Genomic DNA, 17,426 nt, shown 5'->3' with positions numbered 1-17,426 from the left:
GAGCATTGACTGGCAAGAGCTTACTTCTTGCTAGCACGCTTGCGCTCGTTTTCGGTCAGGTGCTTCTTGCGTAGACGAATATGGCTGGGAGTAACTTCAACCAGTTCATCGGAATCCAAGAATTCGATAGCCTGCTCAAGAGTAAACTTGATCGGCGGCGTCAACACGATGTTTTCATCGTTACCCGTTGAGCGCATGTTATCGAGTTTTTTGCCTTTGGTCGGGTTAACGACCATGTCATTGGCACGATTATTAATACCAATCAGCATACCTTCGTATACTTCAGTGGCGTGATCAATAATCAGCTTGCCGCGTTCTTGCAGGGCGTAGAGTGCATAAGCAAGGGCTTTGCCGCCAACCATTGAGACCAGTACGCCATTGCGACGCTCGATGGAAGCATCAGGCTTTAGCGGACCGTAGTGATCAAAGCGGCTGGTCAGGATGCCGGTGCCAGAGGTCAAGGTTAAGAATTGACCACGGAAACCAATCAAGCCGCGCGCCGGGATGATAAAGTCGAGACGCACACGACCCTTACCATCGGGGTTCATATTGGTCATTTCACCCTTGCGGTAGCCAAGCTCTTCCATGATCGAGCCTTGATGCTGCTCTTCACAGTCGATGATGACTTCTTCGTAGGGCTCTTGCTTAACGCCGTCGATCTCTTTAATGATGACTTCTGGGCGGCCAACCGCCAGCTCGAAGCCTTCGCGACGCATGGTTTCAATCAACACTGATAAGTGAAGCTCACCACGGCCAGAAACTTTGAACTTCTCAGGGGTTTCGCCCTGTTCAACGCGTAGCGCCACGTTGTGGATAAGCTCTTGTTCCAGGCGATCTTTAATATTACGGCTGGTGACGAACTTACCTTCTTTTCCGGCGAACGGTGAGTCATTGACCTGGAACGTCATCGAAACGGTCGGCTCGTCAACAGACAACGGCGGCAGCGCTTCAATGGCACTCGGGTCACACAGCGTGTCAGAAATTGATAGATCTTCAATGCCAGTAACGCAGACGATATCGCCTGCTGTTGCTTCCGTTGTCTGGACGCGCTCAAGACCCATATGGGTCATGACCTGGCCGATCTTACCCTTGCGGGTAGAGCCATCAACGCTGATGACCGAGATTTGCTGGTTAGGCTTCACCGAGCCACGTTTGATGCGGCCAAGGCCGATAACGCCAACGTAGCTGTTGTAATCCAGTGCGGAGATTTGCATCTGGAATGGGCCATCGATCTCAACCGCGGGCGGCTCAACGATATCGACAATTGCCTGGAACATGGGGTCCATGTTGTCGGACAGCTCTTCAGGGTCCATGCCGGCAATGCCGTTTAGCGCCGAGCAGTAGATGATCGGGAAGTCGAGTTGGTCATCAGAAGCCCCTAGGTTGTCAAACAGATCAAAGATCTGGTCGATAACCCAGTCCGGGCGTGCGCCGGGGCGGTCAATTTTATTGACGACGACGATCGGCTTCAGGCCCTGGGCAAATGCTTTCTGGGTAACGAAGCGAGTCTGCGGCATAGGGCCGTCAACGGCGTCTACCAGAAGCAGTACCGAGTCCACCATGGACATAACCCGCTCGACTTCGCCACCAAAGTCGGCGTGTCCAGGGGTGTCCACGATGTTGATGTGGTAATCCTTACCATTGCCATCTTGCCACTGAATAGCAGTGTTTTTGGCCAGGATGGTAATACCGCGCTCTTTTTCCTGGTCATTGGAGTCCATGATGCGCTCTTGGCCTTCGGCCTTGCGGTCGAGCGTTCCAGACTGGCTTAACAGCTTGTCTACCAAGGTAGTTTTACCGTGGTCAACGTGGGCGATGATGGCAATGTTGCGAAGATTCTCGATCACGACGCGATCCTGCTAGAAAAATAGGGCGGCATTATAGGGTCTGGGCGCGGTCCACTACCAGTGCTGTCTTAAATAAAGGTGCAAGTCAATAACCTAAACATGGCAGTTTTCGCTCCAGCGGTGCTTCCGTTAAGATAGGCGTTTTCCCAGTTGGGGCAAGCACATGACCATCGGTAACCTGATGCGTTTGTTGAGCGATGGCGAGGTTCATTCCGGTGAACAATTAGGTGAAGCGCTGGGCGTTTCCCGAGCCGCCGTATGGAAACAACTAAAAAAATTAGACGCACTGGGCGTTGAACTGGTGGCTGTGAAAGGTCGAGGGTATCGACTTGCCTATCCGCTAGAGCCGCTTGATGGGGCAAAAATTGTAGAGCGTTTGCCCGCTAGTGCTCGCCATCTCTTAACCAGGCTATTCATTGAAGACCAGCTGCCATCGAGCAATGAATATGTGCGCGAACGCTTTGCGCAGGGAGCCGGGCACGGTGAAGTATGCTTTGCTGAGCTACAAACCGCAGGTCGTGGCCGTCGCGGGCGCGTATGGTCTACGCCTTGGGGGCAAAGCTTGATGCTCTCGCTTGGCTGGCGTTTTGAATCAGGGGTTAACGCGCTGGAGGGGTTGAGTCTTGCGGTTGGCGTGGTGGTTGCTCAAGTGCTGGAGCAGTATGGGGTTTCACCAAAATTAAAATGGCCTAACGATATACTGCTGGCAGAGAAAGGTAGTGAGCTTGGCAAGCTGGCCGGTATTTTGATTGAAGTCACTGGGGATGCAGCGGGCCCCTGTGAAGTGGTCATTGGCATTGGCATGAATCTATCGCTACCCGATAGCCTGCGTGCCGCTATTGATCAGCCTGTGGCAGCGCTGTTTGATGCAAAAGCGGGCATTTCGCGCAATCAGTTAGCCGCGGATATGGTGTCTGAGTTATTGGATATGCTGGCAGGCTTCGAAAGCGAAGGGTTTGCCCCTTGGCGAGATGAATGGAATAGTCGCCATGCCTATGCAGGGTTGCCGATTCGTATTATTCAGGGTGAACGCTCAAGCGATGCAGTGGCTAGAGAGGTAGATGAGAGTGGTAATCTTTGGGTTACCGAAAATGATCACTCGCGACGCCTGTCGGGCGGTGAGATCAGTGTACGCAGGCGCCTATGATTTTGGATTTGGATATCGGCAATACGCTATCGAAATGGCGTTTAAAAGATGCCGAAAGTAGTGAAATACGTTCACGAGGTGCTGTGTGGACACGGGAAGAGTGGCGGCCTGGGTCAGATATTCCGAATCTTGATGTCGTCGAGGCGGTGCGCATTTCCAGTGTCGCTAGAGCTGCCGTGCTGGAGGAGACCGTTGCCTTGCTGCGTCGCCAGGTGCGCCAAGTGTATGTTGCGCGCTCAACTCCTGAGGCTCTGGGTGTCGTCAACGGGTATGAAGAGCCTGGGCGACTGGGCGTCGATCGTTGGATGGGGGCGCTGGCAGGCTATCAATTGGCTGGCGGTTGCTGCGCAGTCGATTGTGGTAGTGCGATCACCATTGATTTTGTATTGCCGGGTGGTGTCCATCTCGGCGGATTTATCGTACCCGGGTTACGATTAATGAAAGAGAGCCTCAAATTAGGCACCCGCAACGTAGCCATTGATCCAGAAAGTGAAGCTGATGCGTTATTGGAGCCGGGGAGGCGCACGGTAGATGCTGTTAATCACGGTATCTATATGGCGGCGGTCAGTGCGATTAACAGAATTTACAGTGAAGTATGCGATCAACAGGGGATTGCACTGCCAGTGCTGTTGACGGGTGGTGATGCCAGAGTGGTTTCGCGGGGTGTTCAAGTGCCCCATGCGGTATGGCCTGATATGGTCTACGGGGGGTTGGAAGCCAGCTTTCCGCTGACCTTTGCGGAACGTGCTGGAAAAATGTCAGGCGCACCAGGGGTGCCTGAACCTGTTTCGTTAGAAAAAATTCGCGCAGGTCTTGCATTCTCAATGCTACTTTGACAGAATGCAGCGCGTTCCAAGGCATAAGCCACTTTAAAAATTAGTGCGCAAGTGTTGGTAAGTTCACAAGCTTTGATAAATAAAGAGTTTGTAAGCTTGACATGGCTTTGGAGGCTGGCATAATGTGCCGCCACAGCTGGAGAGGTTCCCGAGTGGCCAAAGGGAGCAGACTGTAAATCTGCCGCGAAAGCTTCGAAGGTTCGAATCCTTCCCTCTCCACCAGTTTTATCGAGCAGTGACTGAGTCATTGCTTGGGAATGAAAGGCCGGTAAGCGGGCTTAGCTACTGTATCTCGTGCAACGGGTTGTCATTCCATAGGCAAGTTCGGCGGGCGTAGTTCAATGGTAGAACCTCAGCCTTCCAAGCTGATGGTGCGGGTTCGATTCCCGCCGCCCGCTCCAGTTTGATGTATTTAGCTCATGTAGCTCAGGGGTAGAGCACACCCTTGGTAAGGGTGAGGTCGACGGTTCAATTCCGTCCATGAGCTCCATATTGCATAAAAGCGAGCTAAGCTCGCTTTTTTTGTTTTCACTTGTCAGTTTGATGAGTGTTGAGGGTTGTCAGGCGGAAAGTTATCCGCTATTATGGCGCCCGCTGTTGCGTAAGCATTTGTTTGCGCACATGACGATACAGGCCAGTAGCTCAATTGGCAGAGCAGCGGTCTCCAAAACCGCAGGTTGGGGGTTCGATTCCCTCCTGGCCTGCCAGCCTTCCCCAGGTTGGTATGTCTTTTTCTAGAATTCCTTTGTCGCTCGCTGCACCCTTGGGAGTCTCGTTTTTATGAAGCCTAGTTCCGTAAAACATGGCGAAGAGGTGCAACAGTCGCGCCATGACGGGCTCAAGTGGGCGGCGGTTGTGGCGCTGCTTGTTGTTGCAGTTGTTGGTAATACCTATTTCGCTGATATTGGCCTGCTCTACCGCGTATTAGGTGTGGTGGTGTTGTGTGCGATTGCGGGTTTGATCGCGCTGACCACCGCTAAAGGTCGCGATTTAGTAGAGCTTGCCGTCAGCGCCAAGAAAGAGATACAGCGCGTTGTATGGCCGACTCGCCCCGAAACCATTCAGACTACAGCCATTGTGCTGGCGGCTGTGGTGGTGGTGGGTTTGATGCTGTGGTTGATTGATACTCTTCTTGGCTGGGCGATGTCCGGCGTCATTGGTTAGGAGCTTTCATGTCCAAACGTTGGTATGTCGTCCACGCTTATTCCGGCTTTGAAAAGCATGTCATGCGTTCGCTTATCGAACGCGTGAAAATGTATGGCATGGAAGATCGCTTTGGCGAAATTCTCGTGCCGACGGAAGAAGTCGTTGAAGTGCGTGACGGAAAGCGCCGTAAGAGTGAGCGCAAATTCTATCCAGGCTACGTGCTGGTCGAGATGGAAATGGCCGACGAAACTTGGCATCTCGTCAATGAAACTCCGCGTGTAATGGGGTTTATTGGTGGCACGAAAGAGAAGCCTGCACCTATTACTTCGCGTGAAGCCGATGCTATTTTACGTCGCGTGAAAGACGGTACTGATAAGCCGCGGCCCAAAACCATGTTTGAGCCGGGTCAGTCGGTTCGCGTTGTTGATGGTCCGTTTGCTGACTTTAACGGTGTCGTTGAAGAAGTGAACTATGACAAGAGCCGTTTGCAGGTCAGCGTGCTGATCTTCGGGCGGGCAACGCCTGTGGAGCTTGAGTTCTCTCAGGTAGAGAAAGAGTAAGTTTAATTGAGTGGCGGGGTGGTGTGCATTGCACGCCATCCTTGCATTATGTGAAGCAGCTAAGCGCTGCTTTATGTGTACCGGGGAGCCGTAAGGCGCTATCACCCAACTGGAGTATTTAACATGGCCAAGAAAGTACAGGCTTATATCAAACTGCAGGTTGCTGCAGGTAAAGCCAACCCTAGTCCGCCCGTCGGTCCCGCGCTGGGTCAGCACGGCGTGAACATCATGGAATTCTGTAAGGCGTTCAATGCGGCTACTCAAGAGATTGAGCCTGGTCTGCCGACGCCTGTCGTGATCACCGTTTACTCTGACCGTAGCTTCACGTTCGTCACCAAGACGCCGCCTGCTGCCGTACTGCTGAAAAAAGCAGCGGGCATCAAGTCTGGTTCTGGTGAGCCGAACAAGAAGAAAGTTGGTACCGTTACGCGTGAACAGCTCGAAGAGATCGCTAAGACCAAAGAGCCCGATATGACGGCTTCTGATCTCGATGCCGCGGTGCGCACCATCGCTGGCAGTGCTCGTAGCATGGGCCTAAACGTGGAGGGTCTCTGATCATGGCTAAACTAACTAAGCGCGCGAAAGTTATTCGCGAGAAAGTAGACCCGAACAAAGCTTACTCTCTTGAAGAAGCGGTTGCGCTGCTCGCTGAGCTGTCCACCGTTAAATTCAAAGAGTCCTTGGATGTGGCGATCAATCTTGGTGTTGATCCGCGTAAATCTGACCAAGTTGTACGTGGCGCTACTGTCATGCCTAACGGTACTGGCAAAGACGTACGCGTAGCGGTCTTTACCCAGGGTGCTAACGCCGATGCTGCTAAAGAAGCAGGCGCTGACATCGTAGGTATGGAAGATTTGGCTGAGCAAGTCAAGAAAGGCGTGATGGATTTTGACGTCGTGATTGCTTCTCCAGATGCTATGCGTGTTGTCGGTCAGCTGGGTCAGATTCTTGGTCCGCGCGGCCTGATGCCTAACCCGAAAGTTGGTACCGTTACACCTGACGTTGCCACTGCGGTTAAAAATGCTAAGGCAGGCCAGGTACGTTTCCGTACCGACAAAAATGGCATTATCCACACAACATTGGGTAAAGCTGATTTTGAAGCATCCGCTGTTCTGGGTAACCTGGAAGCACTGGTTGCTGACCTTAAGAGGCTCAAGCCGAGCTCTTCTAAAGGTGTCTACTTTAAGAAAGTCACCCTGTCCACTACCATGGGCCCAGGCTTGACTATCGACCACTCTGCGCTGGTATAAGCAGGTAGTCGTACGATTTTTGTAAGAACCGAGCAAGAACTTTGCGGTCCCCTGTTAATGCGCAAGCCAGGCAGGGCATCGTCAAAGACCGCAGGTGCCGCATCTTTTAGAGGTGCGGCTTAATCGCCCTTAAAGCGCCTGCGCAGATGGTGTGGCCGCCAGTTGGTTGAGGTTTTTAGCCAAACCGCTTTCTGGTGAGCACCATCCCCTAAGGCTTCCAGCGTTATTTATTTATCGTCTGGAAGAGATGGTAACCACCGGAGCCTGTTGTGGGTTCCGGCACGAAGGAGTGATCACTGTGCCACTAGCACTTGAAGGCAAGAAAGCGATTGTTGCCGAGGTCAGTGAAGCGGCCAAGGGCGCACTCTCCGTCGTAGTTGCCGATTCTCGCGGCGTTACAGTCGGTAAAATGACCGACCTGCGTAAGCAAGCGCGTGAGAATGGCGTCCAGCTGCGTGTTGTTCGCAACACTCTGGCACGCCGCGCCCTCGAAGGTACTCAGTGGGAGTGCCTGAACGAGAGCTTTGTTGGTCCTACTCTGCTGGCTTTCTCTACTGAGCACCCGGGCGCTGCCGCTCGTTTGTTCAAAGAGTTTGCGAAGCAAGATCAGAACTTCGAAGTGAAGGCGCTGGCCTACGAAGGTGAGCTGATTCCGGCTGCTGACATCGATCGTCTGGCAACCCTACCGACTTACGACGAAGCAATTGCTAAGTTGATGTCGGTAATGAAAGAAGCCTCCGCTGGCAAGCTGGTTCGTACTCTGGCCGCTCTGCGCGACCAGAAGCAAGAAGAAGCTGCATAAGCAGGCCTTTTTGCAAGCAGTCTGCGCTGCATAAGCAGGGCGCTGCTTGAACCATGCAATGAATCCTGAGCACTCGGTAGACCGAGGCTCCCGCAAAGTTAGGAATGAGACAATGGCACTGACCAAAGACGATATCATCAATGCTGTAGCCGACATGTCCGTAATGGAAGTTGTCGAGCTGATCGAAGCAATGGAAGAGAAATTCGGCGTTTCTGCTGCAGCAGCTGTAATGGCTGGTCCGGCTGGCGGCGGCGAAGCAGCTGCTGAAGAACAGACTGAATTTGATCTGGTACTGACCTCTGCTGGCGACAAGAAAGTTAACGTCATCAAAGCAGTTCGTGAAATCACTGGTCTTGGCCTGAAAGAAGCCAAAGGTGCAGTTGATGGCGCGCCGGCTACCATCAAAGAAGCAATGTCTAAAGAAGACGCTGAAGCAGCTAAAACCAAGCTGGAAGAAGCGGGCGCAAGCGTCGAGCTCAAGTAATTCTTGTGCTGACGGCTTTACGCGCTGCGTAAGCTTCCACGGCTGGCGGCGGGCTTATCCCGCTGCCGGCCTTTTTCTGTTGTATCATGTTGCTTGGCAGCATTACAGCAGGAAGGCTGCGGTAAGAAGCAGCAAAACAGTAAGACCGTTGTTGTGAAGCGTAAGTTGTGAAGCGTAAGTTGTGAAGCGCGAGTGATAACGAAGCGCTAGCAGCACTACTGTAACACTGTTATCTATCAAGATTTTTGACGGCGAGCTACCGATTTAGGAGCTTGCTGTCTGCGTCTGAAACGCCCGCGGGGCAGATGACCACGCATCGGTCACCCATGGTGAACAAGCTGGGGAATACAGATGGCTTACTCATATACTGAGAAAAAACGCATCCGCAAGGATTTCGGCAAACTGCCCCAAGTGATGGATGTGCCTTACTTGCTGGCCATCCAGCTTGATTCCTACTACGACTTTCTCCAGCAGGATCGTTCGCCCGACGAGCGCCACGAGATTGGTCTGCACGCGGCGTTTAAGTCCGTGTTTCCGATCGAAAGCTTCTCTGGGAATGCGGCGCTGGAGTATGTCAGCTACCGTTTCGGCACGCCGGCGTTCGATGTAAAGGAGTGTCAGCTGCGTGGCGTGACCTATTCCGCCCCGCTGCGTGTCAAGGTTCGCTTGATCATCTATGATCGCGACTCCTCGAACAAGGCAATCAAGGATATTAAAGAGCAGGAAGTCTACATGGGGGAAATCCCCCTGATGACCGAGAATGGTACCTTTGTCATCAATGGTACTGAGCGGGTTATCGTTTCTCAGCTCCACCGTTCGCCCGGTGTGTTCTTCGATCACGATAAAGGCAAGAGTCACTCCTCTGGTAAGCTGCTCTATTCTGCCCGAGTGATTCCTTATCGTGGTTCCTGGCTGGACTTCGAGTTCGATCCTAAAGACAACGTCTTCGTACGTATTGACCGTCGCCGGAAACTGCCAGCGTCGGTGTTGATGCGTGCCCTGGGAATGAGCACCGAAGAGATCCTTGAAGAGTTTTTCGAAACCAGCAAGTTTAGCATTGAAAAAACTGGCTTCTTCGTAGAGCTAGTACCGTCACGTCTGCGCGGTGAAACCGCGACTTTCGACATTAAAGATGGCGAAGGTAATGTCATTGTTGAAGAAGGGCGTCGTATTACCCAGAAGCACATCCGTCAGCTTGAAAAAGCCGGCCTGGAGCGTCTGGAAATACCGATGGAGTACCTGTTTGGTAAAACGTTGGCCAAAGATCAGATCGATACTAAAACTGGCGAGCTGATCTGCCCGTGTAATACCGAAATTACGCCAGAAGTACTTGAGCGTATGGCGCAGGGTGGCATCACCCATATCGAAACGCTCTACACGAACGATCTCGACTGTGGTTCGTTTATTTCCGATACGCTTAAGCTGGATGCCACCGGCTCCGCGCTTGAAGCGTTGGTCGAAATTTATCGCATGATGCGCCCTGGTGAGCCGCCCACCAAAGAAGCTGCTGAGACGCTGTTTAATAACTTGTTCTTCAGCGAAGATCGCTACGATCTGTCAGGCGTCGGTCGTATGAAGTTTAACCGCCGTCTGCGTCGTGATACCGACACGGGCTCTGGTGTGCTGGATCGCAAAGACATCCTTGATGTTCTGCGCGAGCTGATCAATATCCGTAACGGCTTTGGTGACGTTGACGATATCGATCACCTGGGTAACCGCCGTATTCGCTGTGTTGGCGAAATGGCTGAAAACCAGTTCCGCGTTGGCTTGGTTCGCGTAGAGCGTGCAGTGAAAGAGCGTCTTTCCATGGCGGAAAGCGAAGGTCTGATGCCGCAAGATCTGATCAACGCTAAGCCGGTAGCGGCAGCGGTGAAAGAGTTCTTCGGTTCTAGCCAGCTTTCCCAGTTTATGGATCAGAACAACCCGCTTTCTGAGGTTACTCACAAGCGTCGTGTGTCTGCACTCGGCCCAGGTGGTTTGACCCGTGAGCGTGCCGGTTTCGAAGTGCGCGACGTACACGCTACGCACTACGGTCGCTTGTGCCCGATCGAAACGCCGGAAGGTCCGAACATCGGTCTGATCAACTCGTTGGCGACGTACAGTCACACCAACAGCTACGGCTTCCTCGAAACGCCGTACCGTAAGGTCAACTCCTGTCAAGTGACGGACGATATCGTTCACCTGTCGGCAATCGAAGAGGGTGATTTCGTTATTGCCCAGGCGTCAGCTACTGTGGATGAGTCCAACAGGCTGAGTGACGACTTGGTTCAGGTGCGTCACCGTGGTGAAACCACGTTTATGCGTCCTGAGCAGGTCACACTAATGGACGTGTCTCCGCGCCAGGTTGTTTCAGTCGCGGCCGCACTGATTCCGTTCCTGGAGCACGATGATGCTAACCGCGCCTTGATGGGGGCGAACATGCAGCGTCAGGCGGTACCAACCTTGCGCGCTGACAAGCCGCTAGTGGGTACTGGCATGGAGCGCTTCGTAGCGCGTGACTCCGGTGTTTGTGCCGTGGCACGTCGTGGTGGTGTGATCGACTCCGTTGACGCACGTCGTGTCGTGGTGCGGGTACATGAAGATGAGATCATCGGCGGTGAAGCCGGTGTTGATATCTACAACCTGACCAAGTACACCCGTTCAAACCAGAACACCTGTATGAACCAGCGCCCCATTGTGCGGCCTGGCGACAGTGTGGCCCGTGGCGATATCCTTGCCGACGGCCCGTCTGTTGATATGGGTGATTTGGCGCTCGGCCAGAACATGCGCATCGCGTTCATGCCCTGGAATGGTTACAACTTCGAGGACTCTATCCTGCTGTCTGAGCGGGTGGTTCAAGAAGACCGCTTCACCACGATTCATATTCAGGAACTGACCTGTGTATCCCGCGATACCAAGTTAGGGCCGGAAGAGATCACCGCCGATATTCCCAACGTTGGTGAGTCCGCGCTGGGTAAATTGGACGAAGCGGGTGTTGTTTACATCGGTGCTGAAGTTGGCCCCGGCGATATCCTGGTCGGTAAGGTAACACCGAAAGGTGAAACCCAGCTGACGCCGGAAGAGAAGCTGCTACGCGCTATCTTCGGTGAGAAAGCATCTGACGTTAAAGATACTTCGCTGCGTGCGCCGACCGGCATGAAGGGTACTGTCATCGACGTCCAGGTATTTACCCGTGACGGCGTTGAAAAAGACTCTCGTGCACTTGCTATCGAACAGATGCAGCTGGACGAAGTGCGTAAAGATCTTCAGGAAACCTATCGTATCGCTGAAGACGCTACTTTTGAGCGTTTGCAGCGTACGTTGGAAGGCCAGGCTGTTAATGGCGGCCCGAACCTGAAGAAAGGCGATGTGCTTGACGAGGCTTACCTCGACGAGCTACCGCGTCAGCAGTGGTTCAAGCTGCGCATGCAGGATGAGGCTTACAACGAGCTCTTGGCCCAGGCCGATGAGCAGCTCGAAAACCGTCGTAAAGAGATGGACGAGCGCTTTGAAGATAAGAAGCGCAAGCTGACCCAGGGCGATGATCTCGCACCGGGCGTGCTTAAAATCGTCAAGGTTTACATGGCGGTTAAGCGTCGTATTCAGCCTGGCGACAAGATGGCAGGCCGTCACGGTAACAAAGGTGTTATCTCGGCGATCATGCCCATCGAAGATATGCCATTCGATGAGAAGGGCGAGCCGGTTGATGTGGTGTTGAACCCGCTGGGTGTACCGTCGCGGATGAACGTTGGTCAGATCCTGGAAACACACTTGGGTATGGCTGCCCGTGGTTTGGGTGTCAAGATTGACGCGATGTTACGTGATGCCCGTGGTCAGCAAGTTGCTGAAATTCGTGACTTCCTGGGCCAGATATATAACACGCCGGGAACCCGTGTTGAGGATATCGACTCGTTAAGCGATGAAGAAATCATTGCGCTAGCGAAAAACCTCAAAGGCGGTGTGCCCATGGCAACGCCGGTGTTCGATGGTGCTAAAGAGCACGAGATCAAACACTTGCTGAAGCTTGCTGACATTCCTGAGTCTGGCCAGATGACGCTGTACGATGGCCGTACTGGCGATGCGTTTGACCGCTCGGTGACCGTTGGCTACATGTATATGCTCAAGCTGAACCACTTGGTAGACGACAAGATGCACGCGCGCTCTACCGGTTCTTACTCGCTAGTGACTCAGCAGCCGCTGGGTGGTAAGGCGCAGTTCGGTGGTCAGCGCTTTGGTGAGATGGAAGTGTGGGCGCTGGAAGCTTACGGTGCCGCGTATACGCTGCAAGAGATGCTCACCGTCAAGTCGGACGACGTCGAAGGCCGCACCAAGATGTATAAAAACATCGTGGATGGCGACCACACCATGCAGGCAGGCATGCCGGAATCCTTCAACGTACTCGTGAAGGAAATCCGCTCGCTGGGCATCGATATCGAGTTAGAGAGCTAGGAGCCGTCCCATGAAAGATTTGGTGAAAGTACTCAAATCGCAATCTCAGTCCGAAGAGTTTGACGCGATCAAGATTACCCTGGCGTCGCCGGACATGATTCGCTCCTGGTCGTTTGGCGAGGTGAAGAAGCCCGAGACCATCAACTACCGTACCTTTAAACCGGAACGGGATGGTCTGTTCTGCGCCAAGATTTTCGGCCCAGTCAAAGACTATGAGTGTTTGTGCGGTAAGTATAAGCGCATGAAGCACCGCGGCATCATTTGTGAGAAGTGTGGCGTTGAAGTCACCAAGGCTGCCGTGCGCCGTGAGCGCATGGGCCACATCGAACTGGCATCGCCAGTGGCTCACATTTGGTTCTTGAAGTCACTGCCGTCGCGTATCGGCATGTTCCTCGATATGACCCTGCGTGATATCGAGCGCGTGCTGTACTTCGAAAGCTTTGTCGTCATCGATCCCGGTATGACCACGCTGGAGCGTGGTCAGTTACTCAACGATGAGCAGTACTTTGAAGCGCTAGAAGAGTTCGGTGATGACTTCGACGCTCGCATGGGTGCTGAAGCTGTCCAAGAACTGCTGAAAGATATTGATCTGGAAGAAGAGATTAATCACCTGCGTGAAGAGATTCCGCAGACTAACTCTGAAACTAAGATTAAGAAGCTTTCAAAGCGCTTGAAGCTACTTGAAGCGTTCTACCACTCCGGCAACGCGCCGGCGTGGATGGTCATGGAAGTGCTGCCCGTGCTGCCGCCGGATCTTCGTCCGTTGGTGCCCCTGGACGGCGGCCGCTTCGCGACCTCAGACCTGAACGACCTTTATCGTCGCGTCATCAACCGTAACAACCGTCTGAAGCGTCTGCTTGACCTCAATGCGCCGGATATTATCGTGCGTAACGAGAAGCGCATGCTGCAAGAAGCGGTTGATGCGTTGTTGGATAACGGCCGTCGTGGTCGTGCCATTACGGGTTCTAACAAGCGTCCGCTGAAATCCCTTGCCGATATGATCAAAGGTAAGCAGGGTCGTTTCCGTCAGAACTTGCTAGGTAAGCGCGTCGATTACTCCGGCCGTTCGGTAATCACTGTTGGTCCGACTCTGCGTCTGCACCAGTGTGGTCTGCCTAAGAAAATGGCGCTTGAGCTGTTCAAGCCGTTTATCTACTCCAAGCTGCAGTCGCTGGGCTATGCCTCAACGATCAAAGCAGCGAAGAAAATGGTTGAGCGCGAACTGCCCGAGGTGTGGGACATCCTTGCCGATGTTATCCGCGAGCACCCGGTACTGCTTAACCGTGCACCGACGCTCCACCGTCTTGGCATCCAGGCGTTTGAGCCGCTGTTGATCGAAGGTAAAGCGATCCAGCTGCACCCGCTGGTATGTGCCGCCTACAACGCCGACTTTGACGGTGACCAGATGGCGGTACACGTACCGCTGACCCTGGAAGCCCAGCTTGAAGCACGTGCGCTGATGATGGCCACCAATAACGTGCTGTCGCCCGCTAACGGCGAGCCGATTATCGTGCCGTCGCAAGACGTTGTTCTGGGTCTGTATTACATGACCCGCGAAAAGATCAACGCCAAAGGCGAAGGCATGGTGTTCTCTGACCTCAATGAGGTAGAGCGCGCCTTTGGTACTCAGTCAGTATCGCTGCACGCTCGCGTGAAAGTGCGTCTGGACGAAGTCGATGTCGAAGAAGAGACCGGCGAGCGTAGTTTCCATCGTCGCATCTACGATACGACGGTTGGTCGTGCGCTACTGTTCCGCATTCTGCCGGAAGGTGTGCCGTTCTCGCTAATCGATCAGCCGATGAAGAAAAAGGCGATCTCTAGCTTGATCAACGAGGTGTACCGTCGTGCAGGCTTGAAGCCGACGGTTATCTTCGCTGACCAACTGATGTACACCGGTTTCCGTTTGGCAACGTGGTCGGGCGCCTCTATCGGTGTTAACGACTTCGTTATTCCTGATGCGAAAACCGAGATTGTCGACGCTGCAGAAGCGGAAGTTAAAGAGATCGAAGATCAGTTCTCTTCTGGCCTGGTAACCGCCGGTGAGAAGTACAACAAGGTCATCGATATCTGGTCGAAGGCCAACGATAAAGTTGCCAAGGCGATGATGGTAGGTATCTCTAAAGAGACCGTCATCGATCGTGAAGGCAACGAAGTTGAGCAAGACTCGTTCAACAGCGTCTTTATCATGGCTGACTCCGGTGCGCGTGGTTCTGCCGCCCAGATCCGCCAGCTGGCGGGTATGCGTGGTTTGATGGCTAAGCCGGATGGCTCGATCATCGAAACGCCGATCGTCGCCAACTTCCGTGAAGGTCTGAACGTACTCCAGTACTTCATCTCGACCCACGGTGCACGTAAAGGTCTTGCGGATACGGCTCTGAAAACGGCTAACTCCGGTTATCTGACCCGTCGTCTGGTTGACGTTGCCCAGGACTTGGTCATCACTGAGACCGATTGTGGCACCGAAAACGGCTTGACCCTGCACCCGATCATCGAAGGTGGCGACATCATTGTACCGCTGTCTCAGCGTGTACTTGGTCGTGTCGTTGCGATTGATGTTATTGATCCAAGTAATGATGAAGTGCTTATTCCGCGCGGCACATTGCTGGACGAAAAGTGGTGTGCATCGCTAGACACCATGGGCGTAGACGAGATCATCGTTCGTTCTACCATTACCTGTGACACCGCCCACGGCGTGTGTGCCTCCTGTTATGGCCGCGACTTGGCGCGTGGCCATCAGGTCAACATTGGTGAGTCTGTCGGTGTTATCGCCGCACAGTCCATCGGTGAGCCGGGTACCCAGCTGACCATGCGTACGTTCCACATCGGTGGTGCGGCGTCGCGTTCATCGGCAGTCGACAGCGTTCAGGTCAAGCATGGCGGTAAAGTACGTCTCCACAACATCAAGCATGTAGAGCGGGCCGACGGCAAGCTGGTCGTTGTCTCTCGTTCCAGTGCACTTGCTGTTGCTGATGACCATGGCCGCGAGCGTGAGTACTACAAGCTGCCTTACGGCGCCGAGCTGTCTGTTCGTGACGGTGATGTCGTCGATGGCGGTGCGATTGTCGCGAAGTGGGATCCGCACACTCACCCGATCATTGCCGAGGTAGAAGGTAAGGCGCAGTTTATCGACCTTGACGAAGGTGTCACCATGCACCGTAGCGTCGACGAAATGACTGGTCTGTCGTCTATTGAGGTTATCGAGTCGGCAGCCCGTCCGATGGCAGGCCGCGATAAGCGCCCGATGGTGATGCTCAAAGATGCTGCTGGCGAGTATGTGTCGGTGTCTGGATCGAATACGCCGGTACAGTACCTGCTGCCGGGCAACTCGATTATCTCCGTCGATGATGGCGCTACCATTGGTGTAGGTGAGGTTGTTGCACGTATTCCGGTAGAGGCGTCTGGTAACAAAGATATTACCGGTGGTCTGCCGCGTGTTGCCGACTTGTTTGAGGCGCGTAAGCCGAAAGAGTCGTCAATCTTGGCTGAAATCAGTGGTGTGGTCAGTTTCGGTAAAGAGACAAAGGGTAAGCGTCGCTTGACGATTACCCCAGAGTCTGGCGACCCGTTTGAAGCGTTGATCCCGAAATGGCGTCAAATCGCTGTCTTCGAGGGTGAAACCGTTGAGAAGGGTGAAGTAATCTCGGATGGTCCGAGCAACCCCCACGATATCCTGCGGTTATTGGGCGTGGCGGAACTGGCTAAATACATCACCGCCGAAGTGCAAGATGTTTACCGCCTCCAGGGTGTAGGCATCAACGATAAGCATATCGAAGTTATTGTTCGCCAGATGCTGCGTAAGGTAGAGATCTCTGATTCAGGCGACTCTGATTTTATTACTGGCGATCAAGCTGAACTCGTCCGCGTGCTAGAACAGAATGCGCGTCTCGAGAAAGAAGGTAAATTCCCGGCCAAGTATCAACGCTTGCTGCTGGGTATCACTAAGGCCAGCTTGGCCACTGAGTCGTTCATTTCAGCGGCGTCGTTCCAGGAAACGACACGTGTATTGACCGAGGCAGCGGTAACCGGCAAGCGCGATTATCTACGCGGCCTGAAAGAAAACGTGGTGGTTGGACGTCTGATTCCGGCAGGTACCGGTCTGACTCACCACGCAGAGCGTCGTCGCAAGCGCGAAGACGTTGAGCGTCTGTTCAATCCCTCGGCTACCGAAGTTGAACAGGAGCTTGGTGCTCAGTTAACCGCCCTTGATTCAGACGACGAGCTGTAATCGACGGTAAGGAAAACGAGTAACAACGAGTCGCTGGCCCTTATGGCGCAGTCTTGCTGGTTAAACCGCCAGCAAGACTTGACGCCACCTAGGGTCAGCCTTTAGAATGCGCAGCCTTTAACAGTGGGGTGGGTGCGCCCGCACCTGCTGCTAGTATTTGTTGAAAGGCCAGGCAACCATTGGAGTCAGCTAAACACCATGGCAACGATTAATCAGCTAGTGCGCAAGCCGCGTAAGCGCCCCGTCACTAAGAGTGACGTACCTGCGCTACAGGCATGCCCGCAGAAACGTGGCGTTTGTACGCGCGTTTATACTACTACCCCTAAGAAGCCGAACTCGGCCCTTCGTAAGGTCTGCCGTGTGCGCCTTACCAACGGTTTCGAAGTGTCTTCTTACATCGGTGGTGAAGGTCACAACCTGCAAGAGCACTCTGTTGTTCTGATTCGCGGTGGTCGTGTAAAGGATTTGCCAGGTGTGCGTTATCACACCGTTCGTGGCGCCCTTGACACCTCTGGCGTACAGAACCGTAAGCAGGGTCGTTCTAAGTACGGTACCAAGCGTCCGAAGTCCTAAGGCGTCTTGTTGCGGCGTCTTATGACGCTGGCGTTGTTACCTTAATATGAATATGACGGTCTGATAAGAGTAAGGTCGGGCGGCGCGAATAGCGCAATTAGTCCCGGGTTTACCTGAAGGATCCTTAA

12 protein-coding genes and 4 tRNA genes are annotated in these 17,426 nt (G+C 53.6%); 15 read left to right on the top strand and 1 reads right to left on the bottom strand.

Going from position 1 to position 17,426, the window contains the following annotated elements:
• Positions 1 to 20: 20 nt before the first annotated feature.
• On the bottom strand, positions 21 to 1,847 hold the full coding sequence (gene typA, locus JFC11_RS11210; protein WP_038480345.1) for a translational GTPase TypA: 1,827 nt from the start codon (positions 1,845 to 1,847) through the stop codon (positions 21 to 23).
• Between the two features lie 163 nt (positions 1,848 to 2,010).
• Here typA and JFC11_RS11205 point away from each other — a divergent pair, with 163 nt between their 5' ends.
• The 15 genes from JFC11_RS11205 to rpsL all read left to right on the top strand — a co-directional run bounded on the left by JFC11_RS11205 (position 2,011) and on the right by rpsL (position 17,298).
• On the top strand, positions 2,011 to 2,994 hold the full coding sequence (locus JFC11_RS11205) for a biotin--[acetyl-CoA-carboxylase] ligase (RefSeq protein WP_120385937.1): 984 nt from the start codon (positions 2,011 to 2,013) through the stop codon (positions 2,992 to 2,994).
• Positions 2,991 to 3,830, top strand: a complete 840-nt coding sequence (locus JFC11_RS11200; RefSeq protein ID WP_038480351.1) for a type III pantothenate kinase — start codon at positions 2,991 to 2,993, stop codon at positions 3,828 to 3,830. Before JFC11_RS11205 ends, JFC11_RS11200 begins: the two co-directional genes overlap by 4 nt.
• A gap of 138 nt (positions 3,831 to 3,968) precedes the next feature.
• Positions 3,969 to 4,052 (top strand) — tRNA-Tyr (locus JFC11_RS11195).
• Positions 4,053 to 4,157: 105 nt separating this feature from the next.
• A tRNA-Gly gene (locus JFC11_RS11190) sits at positions 4,158 to 4,231 on the top strand.
• Between the two features lie 14 nt (positions 4,232 to 4,245).
• Positions 4,246 to 4,320: transfer RNA gene (locus tag JFC11_RS11185), tRNA-Thr, on the top strand.
• Positions 4,321 to 4,461: 141 nt separating this feature from the next.
• Positions 4,462 to 4,537: transfer RNA gene (locus tag JFC11_RS11180), tRNA-Trp, on the top strand.
• A gap of 73 nt (positions 4,538 to 4,610) precedes the next feature.
• Positions 4,611 to 4,994, top strand: coding sequence for a preprotein translocase subunit SecE (gene secE / locus JFC11_RS11175; RefSeq protein ID WP_030074218.1), 384 nt, complete (start codon positions 4,611 to 4,613; stop codon positions 4,992 to 4,994).
• 8 nt (positions 4,995 to 5,002) lie between these two features.
• Positions 5,003 to 5,536, top strand: a complete 534-nt coding sequence (gene nusG / locus JFC11_RS11170; protein ID WP_009723912.1) for a transcription termination/antitermination protein NusG — start codon at positions 5,003 to 5,005, stop codon at positions 5,534 to 5,536.
• 123 nt (positions 5,537 to 5,659) lie between these two features.
• On the top strand, positions 5,660 to 6,091 hold the full coding sequence (gene rplK, locus JFC11_RS11165; protein ID WP_009098963.1) for a 50S ribosomal protein L11: 432 nt from the start codon (positions 5,660 to 5,662) through the stop codon (positions 6,089 to 6,091).
• 2 nt (positions 6,092 to 6,093) lie between these two features.
• Positions 6,094 to 6,786 (top strand): 50S ribosomal protein L1, encoded by a 693-nt coding sequence (rplA, locus tag JFC11_RS11160; RefSeq protein WP_095604369.1) that lies wholly within the window; start codon positions 6,094 to 6,096, stop codon positions 6,784 to 6,786.
• Positions 6,787 to 7,084: 298 nt separating this feature from the next.
• Positions 7,085 to 7,588 (top strand): 50S ribosomal protein L10, encoded by a 504-nt coding sequence (gene rplJ, locus JFC11_RS11155; protein WP_009723910.1) that lies wholly within the window; start codon positions 7,085 to 7,087, stop codon positions 7,586 to 7,588.
• A 112-nt stretch (positions 7,589 to 7,700) separates the two neighbouring features.
• Positions 7,701 to 8,072 carry a 50S ribosomal protein L7/L12 gene (gene rplL / locus JFC11_RS11150; RefSeq protein ID WP_038480362.1) on the top strand — a complete coding sequence of 124 codons (372 nt, stop codon included), beginning with the start codon at positions 7,701 to 7,703 and terminating at the stop codon, positions 8,070 to 8,072.
• A 351-nt stretch (positions 8,073 to 8,423) separates the two neighbouring features.
• On the top strand, positions 8,424 to 12,500 hold the full coding sequence (gene rpoB / locus JFC11_RS11145) for a DNA-directed RNA polymerase subunit beta (RefSeq protein ID WP_038480365.1): 4,077 nt from the start codon (positions 8,424 to 8,426) through the stop codon (positions 12,498 to 12,500).
• Between the two features lie 10 nt (positions 12,501 to 12,510).
• Complete coding sequence (gene rpoC / locus JFC11_RS11140; protein ID WP_095604371.1) at positions 12,511 to 16,725, top strand: DNA-directed RNA polymerase subunit beta'; 4,215 nt, start codon at positions 12,511 to 12,513, stop codon at positions 16,723 to 16,725.
• Between the two features lie 198 nt (positions 16,726 to 16,923).
• Positions 16,924 to 17,298, top strand: a complete 375-nt coding sequence (rpsL, locus tag JFC11_RS11135) for a 30S ribosomal protein S12 (protein WP_009098973.1) — start codon at positions 16,924 to 16,926, stop codon at positions 17,296 to 17,298.
• Positions 17,299 to 17,426: the final 128 nt, after the last annotated feature.

The sequence above is a fragment of the Vreelandella alkaliphila genome (assembly GCF_016107625.1).
Classification (GTDB): Bacteria; Pseudomonadota; Gammaproteobacteria; order Pseudomonadales; family Halomonadaceae; genus Vreelandella; species Vreelandella alkaliphila.
The sequence above is the reverse complement of the archived record's forward strand: the minus strand, read 5'-3'. Positions and strand labels throughout refer to the sequence as shown.

Bases quoted from the DNA above. Each gene is read 5' to 3' on its own strand.
- JFC11_RS11205 (WP_120385937.1), top strand. From the start codon at position 2,011: ATGACCATCGGTAACCTGATGCGTTTGTTGAGCGATGGCGAGGTTCAT.
- JFC11_RS11200 (WP_038480351.1), top strand. From the start codon at position 2,991: ATGATTTTGGATTTGGATATCGGCAATACGCTATCGAAATGGCGTTTA.
- secE (WP_030074218.1), top strand. From the start codon at position 4,611: ATGAAGCCTAGTTCCGTAAAACATGGCGAAGAGGTGCAACAGTCGCGC.
- nusG (WP_009723912.1), top strand. From the start codon at position 5,003: ATGTCCAAACGTTGGTATGTCGTCCACGCTTATTCCGGCTTTGAAAAG.
- rplK (WP_009098963.1), top strand. From the start codon at position 5,660: ATGGCCAAGAAAGTACAGGCTTATATCAAACTGCAGGTTGCTGCAGGT.
- rplA (WP_095604369.1), top strand. From the start codon at position 6,094: ATGGCTAAACTAACTAAGCGCGCGAAAGTTATTCGCGAGAAAGTAGAC.
- rplL (WP_038480362.1), top strand. From the start codon at position 7,701: ATGGCACTGACCAAAGACGATATCATCAATGCTGTAGCCGACATGTCC.
- rpoB (WP_038480365.1), top strand. From the start codon at position 8,424: ATGGCTTACTCATATACTGAGAAAAAACGCATCCGCAAGGATTTCGGC.
- rpoC (WP_095604371.1), top strand. From the start codon at position 12,511: ATGAAAGATTTGGTGAAAGTACTCAAATCGCAATCTCAGTCCGAAGAG.
- rpsL (WP_009098973.1), top strand. From the start codon at position 16,924: ATGGCAACGATTAATCAGCTAGTGCGCAAGCCGCGTAAGCGCCCCGTC.